A 5,661-nucleotide genomic window follows, 5' to 3' on the forward strand; every position below is an offset into this window, starting at 1 on the left:
CTGATGCTCGAAGAGTACCGTAAAGCCCGGTTTTAGGTGTTAATCCTATTTCTTTTTGAGTTTTCGATATGGTTAAAAAAGTTTGATGATAGCTTTTTATTATGTCGCCTAATTTGGTGAGATTATCTTCAGTGTCAAACCCAAGTGAGTTGTTTAATACTTTTAGTTCGCTAATTTCTTTGTTTAGCTTTGCAACATTATCAGAGAATCGTGTGACGTATTTTTCATCTTTCCTGGTGAGGAAGTCCTTTTCATTCCGTCTCAAGGTAAGCATGTTAGAGTTAAGCTTTTCAATGGACACAAGCGAAGAAGCTGACTCTGATAGTGTCTTGCTAAAATTGAGCTCGACTAAGATGATTGTAAGCATACCAACTAATGTAATAGTGCAGATTGATAAGAGCTTAGATTTAATTGATATGTTATCTAACAGTTTGGACATATTTGACCCCCTATTGCCTATTCCAGAAGCTCGTTACCTATGAAGTTGAGCTGTATCACAGATAGTATAGTTGAGTTTTGACTTTTAGGAGCTTGAAAAATGGACTTTTGTATTTGTGTGTTTAGGCGCTCAAGAGATGGTTATCCCAGGCAATTTTGAGGCCTGGGTTGGATAAGTTTTGACTAAGTTCTTTTGTTGTATTGTTGTAGTGGTAAAGGTTGCCTAAGCCGTTGGAAATAACAAATTCATTGTTTCGATAGCTGGTTAAACCGCAGCCATCTTTACAACGAAGACTGCTTAAATAGATTAATTGATCAAAGTCCCAAAAGGTAATCAAATCTCCTTTGGGTGAGGAAACCGCGGCAGTTTTTCCTATGGGGTCAAAACAAACGCTGCCACAATAATGCTTCATGGCATAATTAACATCATCGGGTGCCCAAAGAGGTTTGAGGTCTTTCCCTCGTTGGTGGTGGGCAACCAAGGGAACGCTGTCAGTTTTATCTCCTTGATACTGTAGGCCGATCACCACTTCATCTCTTTGGTTGATATCGATGTGACGAATGCTCAGCTGGTGGTATTCCTCTTTTAACTTTACTTGCTCTAGTAAGTCACCACTCGTAAGCGAGACATAAGTTAGTGAAGGGGACATGGTATCGAGGTTCAGCTTTACACGACCTTTATCCGGGTGTGTGAGAATACCTCCATTGGCAATAACTAAAGTATCCGTGTCGCTGCAGAGCTTTATTTCATGTGGACCAATACCATGGCTTGAGAGCTGGGCGTGTACGCGATAATCGTTGAGCACATCTCTCACAAAAAGCCTTCCTTGACCCGAATCTATGTGATTTTCAGTGCTGACCAAATAACGTCCATCAGGTGTGTAAAGAGCATGCCCGTAGAAGTGGAAACCCTGTTCAGGCTGAATATGTTTTATCACTCTGCCTGATTTGATTGAAGATACGATTATGTATTGACCAGGACGCCGCCCAATGACTGCTATTTCTTCTTTATGAGGGTGCTTGATCACCTGGTGAGCTCTGGCGGGAAGCTTAAGCCGACTGACAGGTTCGCCATTTCCTTGTAAGCAAATTACCCAATGCTGACCGTGTCTATCCCTAGCTGCACTAATGAGCAATTCTGAGTCGTTTTCCTTGGCGAAGGCATTGAATGGGCTGAGTAAGCTGCTTGCGACTATAGATCCAAGGAGCTGTCTTCGGCTTAGCCTTGTGTTTTCTAATGTCGAGAGTTTGTCAGTCATTAATCACCATCTCGACTGTTAAAGCCAAGGTGAATACCCAAGGCCGATACTGATGTTTCGAGCTCCTTGTGTAAGGTGCCTATTTTCTTATAGATGTCTAATGTTGCCTGGTAGCCTTCAGCTGTTCTGACTGCATTTTCCAAAGGTGTATTGATCTGCTTAATTGCATCGACCAGGGCCGTGTATTGATGGCTAATTGAATGGTATCTTTCAGGGGGGAGTATGTTGGCTAGCCCTTCAAACATAAGCTGAAGGCTAAGAATATTCAACTCAATATTGCGCAATGAGCGTTGGCTTCTCCATGATTCCAGTCGCTTATATTTTTCTTTCCCAAACGCGCTGCCAAGCGGGCGTTTAAGCTTTAAGTCTCGTATGACTTCCAAGGGTTCGATCATTGTTTTTAATAAAGCTGTGGCGGCGTCGATGTCGTCTTCGAAGTAGCCGTCTAGTTGTTTAGCGTCGGCAAACTGGCCACGCATATGCTTAAGCCACTCGCTATGTAGTGATGTACTGATCGTCGAAACATTCTGAGAGATCGTCGTTAATACATCGCAGTGGAACTTATTTGCCTTGAGTTCATTGAGCGCCGATTGTTTGAAAAGAATTCTTTCAATCGCGGGTAAGCCTTTAACGCTAATGCTGACACGCTGGAATTTATCTTCATTCAGCAATGTTTTGTCGTCACTTGCTAGAAGAACACCTAGGTGTTTGCCGATATGATTCTTCTTGTCGGGCCAGAACTGTAAGCTATGGCTGCGCATTGAAAACTCTATGGGGCCAAACGTGATATTTTGAATAGATTGCCAGGCATCCATCGTCTTGTGGAAATCACCGATGCTATTATCTAGCGCCTCTTGAGAAGGGCTTTGGCAGAGGCCTTGGGTGCTCTGCTGCAAAGCCTGAGAGGCAGCGCTAAGCGATTGATAAAACGGGATAACAAAGCTATTAACTGTCGCATGGTTGAAGTTTTTCCAGTCAGCTTCACTTGGGGCGGCATGACATACAAATGAGAGGATACAAGCTAAGAAAATACTGGAAATCGTAGAGGTTCTGTTCATTAAAGTGATTCCAAAAAAGTAAGCAGTTGTGCGCGTTGCTCTTGGGGCATTGTTTGTACGGCTTGCTTGGCAGATTCGGCCTCGCCGCCATGCCACATAATTGCTTCAAGTATACTGCGTGCGCGGCCGTCATGCAGAAGAAAATGGCTGCCATTTACGTATTTGTCTGAACCGAGCCCCCAAAGTGGAGCGGTTCTCCATTCCTGTCCGTTTGCCTTAAACTCGGGTCGATTGTCCGCCAGCCCTAGCCCCATGTCATGCAGTAATAGATCGGTGTAAGGCCAGATGGTTTGCATGTTAAGAGAAGTTTGCTCAGTATGCCCGGATGTTTGATAGCTTGGAGTATGGCACGCGGCACAGCCAGCGGAGTGAAAGACGGCTTTTCCTTTATTGACCATTTCTGCATTGTCTATTTTTCGAATGGGTACCGCGATATTTCTTGTATACAGCAATAAAGCATCGGTCATCGCCTTTGGCGCTTCCATGTGGTTGATATCCGGGGCTTGGCGGGTGCGGTTTCCATGGGCTTGTTTTCGGCAGCTTGTTTGTGAAGGAGTGCAGTCGCCCCAATGTTGTGGAAATAACGGTGTACTAATGCCGAGATCCCCCTTGAACGCGCTAGCGTTTTGTTGACGAAGGTTGGGGGTGCCTGCTTTCCAGCCAAAACGGCCAAGTGCCGGTGCTTGTTTTTGCTGATCCCAAACCCAATTGGGTTTGCCTGAAATACCATCTTGGTTACTGTCGTCTGGGTCGGTTTTAGAAAGAATGTCCTGTTCATTTATCGCTTCGATAAGACCCAATCCGATCATGGGCGAGGAAATACGTGGCGAAATCATCAAATCTTCATCCATTGGGCCATACTGAGGCGCTATGATTTGGTAATCCGGCTTTCTTAGGCTAACCATTTCGCCTTCGCTTAGCTGAATTTTTTGTTCTGTATAGCTGACTCGTAGCTGTGCCTCAGCTTGTCCACCCGGGTAGGCAAAGGTCTGTAGCTGAGTGCCATAAGTAGGCTCTGGTATTAGCCCTATGAGGCCACTTTCCAGTGCTCGTTTTTGCTCGGCAGTTTTGGCTGGAGTGCTAAGCCGAAGAAATAGTGCAGGGGAGGTTTTACCTTCTTCTTTTAATATGCCTCGACCATTCTTCTCGTGGCAACGGGAGCAGGATCTTGCATTGTAGAGTGGGCCTAAGCCATCACTTGCGGTCGTACTTGAGGGGGCAAATACCCAAATTTTTTCAAAGATGGCCCGGCCGATTTTAAAGTCGAGCTTTGTCTCCATATCCAGAAGGGGGGAGGGATGATCAAAACTGTTTCGTTGTTTGCTTTGGCCAGCACTATGTTGACCTGATGGGTAGAGTTCTCTGGCACTATGGAGTTTGCTATTTGAAGCGAGGGTCGAGTCAGCATTTATGTAGAGTAAAAAGCTGACCGCTAAAAGAGGAAGTGCGAAGATGGTTTTATTCATAGCTACCAAAACGCCCGCTTGTTAGGCGGGCGTAAATAAACAGGTGCGTCACCTAGTTGTTAATTACTCTGCTACAGCAGAAGGGTTGTCCAGGCTGTCAGAACCTTCAAAATCAATATTGCTGAGGCCTAAGACCTGAATGACCTTTTCAGTTGTTTTGGCTTGAGCAACGAGTGCATCAACAAAGTTCTGAACGATTTGGTTGCCCGCAGTATTACCTTCACCGATCAATACATCAAAAGCTTGGCCTTTAGCCGCCGCGTCAACCATTGCTTGAGCCGTCGCTTGAGTAGCATTAAGCTTACCCAGCATTTCAGCATCCAGTGCTGGGTCTGCTTGCTTCACTAAGTCAGAAAGGCTTGCACCATCTACTGAGTTGTTGTTGATGCTCTCATACTGACCCATATAGACATTCTTGATGCCCAAGGCGTCATAGTAGTGGGAGTTATGAGTGTTATCCGAGAAGCAGTCATGTTCTTCTTCAGGATCGTGTAGCATCAAGCCAAGCTTAGTCCGCTCGCCAGCTAGCTCGCCATACGCAAGGCTACCCATGCCTGTCAGCATGGTTGCCAAGGCACCTGCTTCGCTTTTAGCGGTTAGCTCAGCAACTGATGCTCCGCCTTCTTTCCAGTTATTGGCCATGTCTTCTAGGTCTGAAATCAATAAGCTTGTTGCTGCTTGAAGGTACTGACGACGGCGCTCACAGTTGCCACCGGTACACTTATCAAGTGAGAAATCGCTTGCTGGGCGAGAGCCAGCACCAGGGTTGTTACCGTTTAAGTCTTGGCCCCACAGCAAAAATTCGATGACGTGATAACCCGTTGCAACGTTAGACTCAACTTCGTCAATTTCATGCAGAGTGTTTGCAAGTAGTTCTGGTGTAATTTGGCTAGCATCTACTTTCTTGCCGCCAATCATTGGTGCAGGGTTGGCAATGATGTTAGCAGCATAGAATGGGTTTTCATCAGACTCAGCACCATATGAAGCATCAACATAGTCGATCAAACCTTCATCAAGAGGCCATGCGTTGACTTTACCTTCCCAATCATCAACCGATGCGTTGCCAAAACGGTAGACTTCTGTCTGTTGGTAAGGCGCGCGTGCCGCAATCCAAGCGTCTTTAGTTTTTTGCAAATTGGCTTCGTTAGGATTAGCTAGAAATTCATTGACTTGAGCTTGCAGTGCTTGAGCGGCGCTTAGCGAGTCCTGATAGTTTTCTTTAGCGATATCAATATAAGTATCGATAACTGAAGCTTGGCTAGTTTCTTTTGTTTCCATCATTCCGCAGCCGGATAGGCCCATAGCGGCGACTGAGCCTGTGAGGACAAAGTTTCTAATGGATGATTTTAGAGAAAGCATGGATAACCCCTGAAAGTTAATTTTAAAAATGACCTAATGGACCAATATGGCGAAGATGATATTCTAAATGATAAGTATTAT

Annotated in this window: 4 protein-coding genes and 1 pseudogene; all 5 read right to left on the reverse strand. The window is 45.3% G+C overall.

What is annotated here, in order from left to right; all coding sequences use genetic code 11:
* A pseudogene (locus A3757_RS27550) lies at positions 1-439 on the reverse strand (hypothetical protein); the annotation flags it as partial.
* 121 nt (positions 440-560) lie between these two features.
* Positions 561-1,697: a DUF1513 domain-containing protein gene (locus A3757_RS06990; RefSeq protein ID WP_068511217.1), complete on the reverse strand. Its 1,137-nt coding sequence runs from the start codon at positions 1,695-1,697 to the stop codon at positions 561-563.
* Positions 1,697-2,755, reverse strand: coding sequence for an imelysin family protein (locus A3757_RS06995; protein WP_068511215.1), 1,059 nt, complete (start codon positions 2,753-2,755; stop codon positions 1,697-1,699). The genes A3757_RS06990 and A3757_RS06995 overlap by 1 nt, the downstream gene beginning before the upstream one ends.
* Positions 2,755-4,221: a di-heme oxidoredictase family protein gene (locus A3757_RS07000; protein WP_068511212.1), complete on the reverse strand. Its 1,467-nt coding sequence runs from the start codon at positions 4,219-4,221 to the stop codon at positions 2,755-2,757. Before A3757_RS07000 ends, A3757_RS06995 begins: the two co-directional genes overlap by 1 nt.
* A gap of 63 nt (positions 4,222-4,284) precedes the next feature.
* Entirely contained in the window at positions 4,285-5,580 is a 1,296-nt protein-coding gene (locus tag A3757_RS07005; protein WP_068511211.1) for an imelysin family protein, read from the reverse strand.
* Positions 5,581-5,661: the final 81 nt, after the last annotated feature.

The organism is Oleiphilus sp. HI0117, assembly GCF_001635235.1.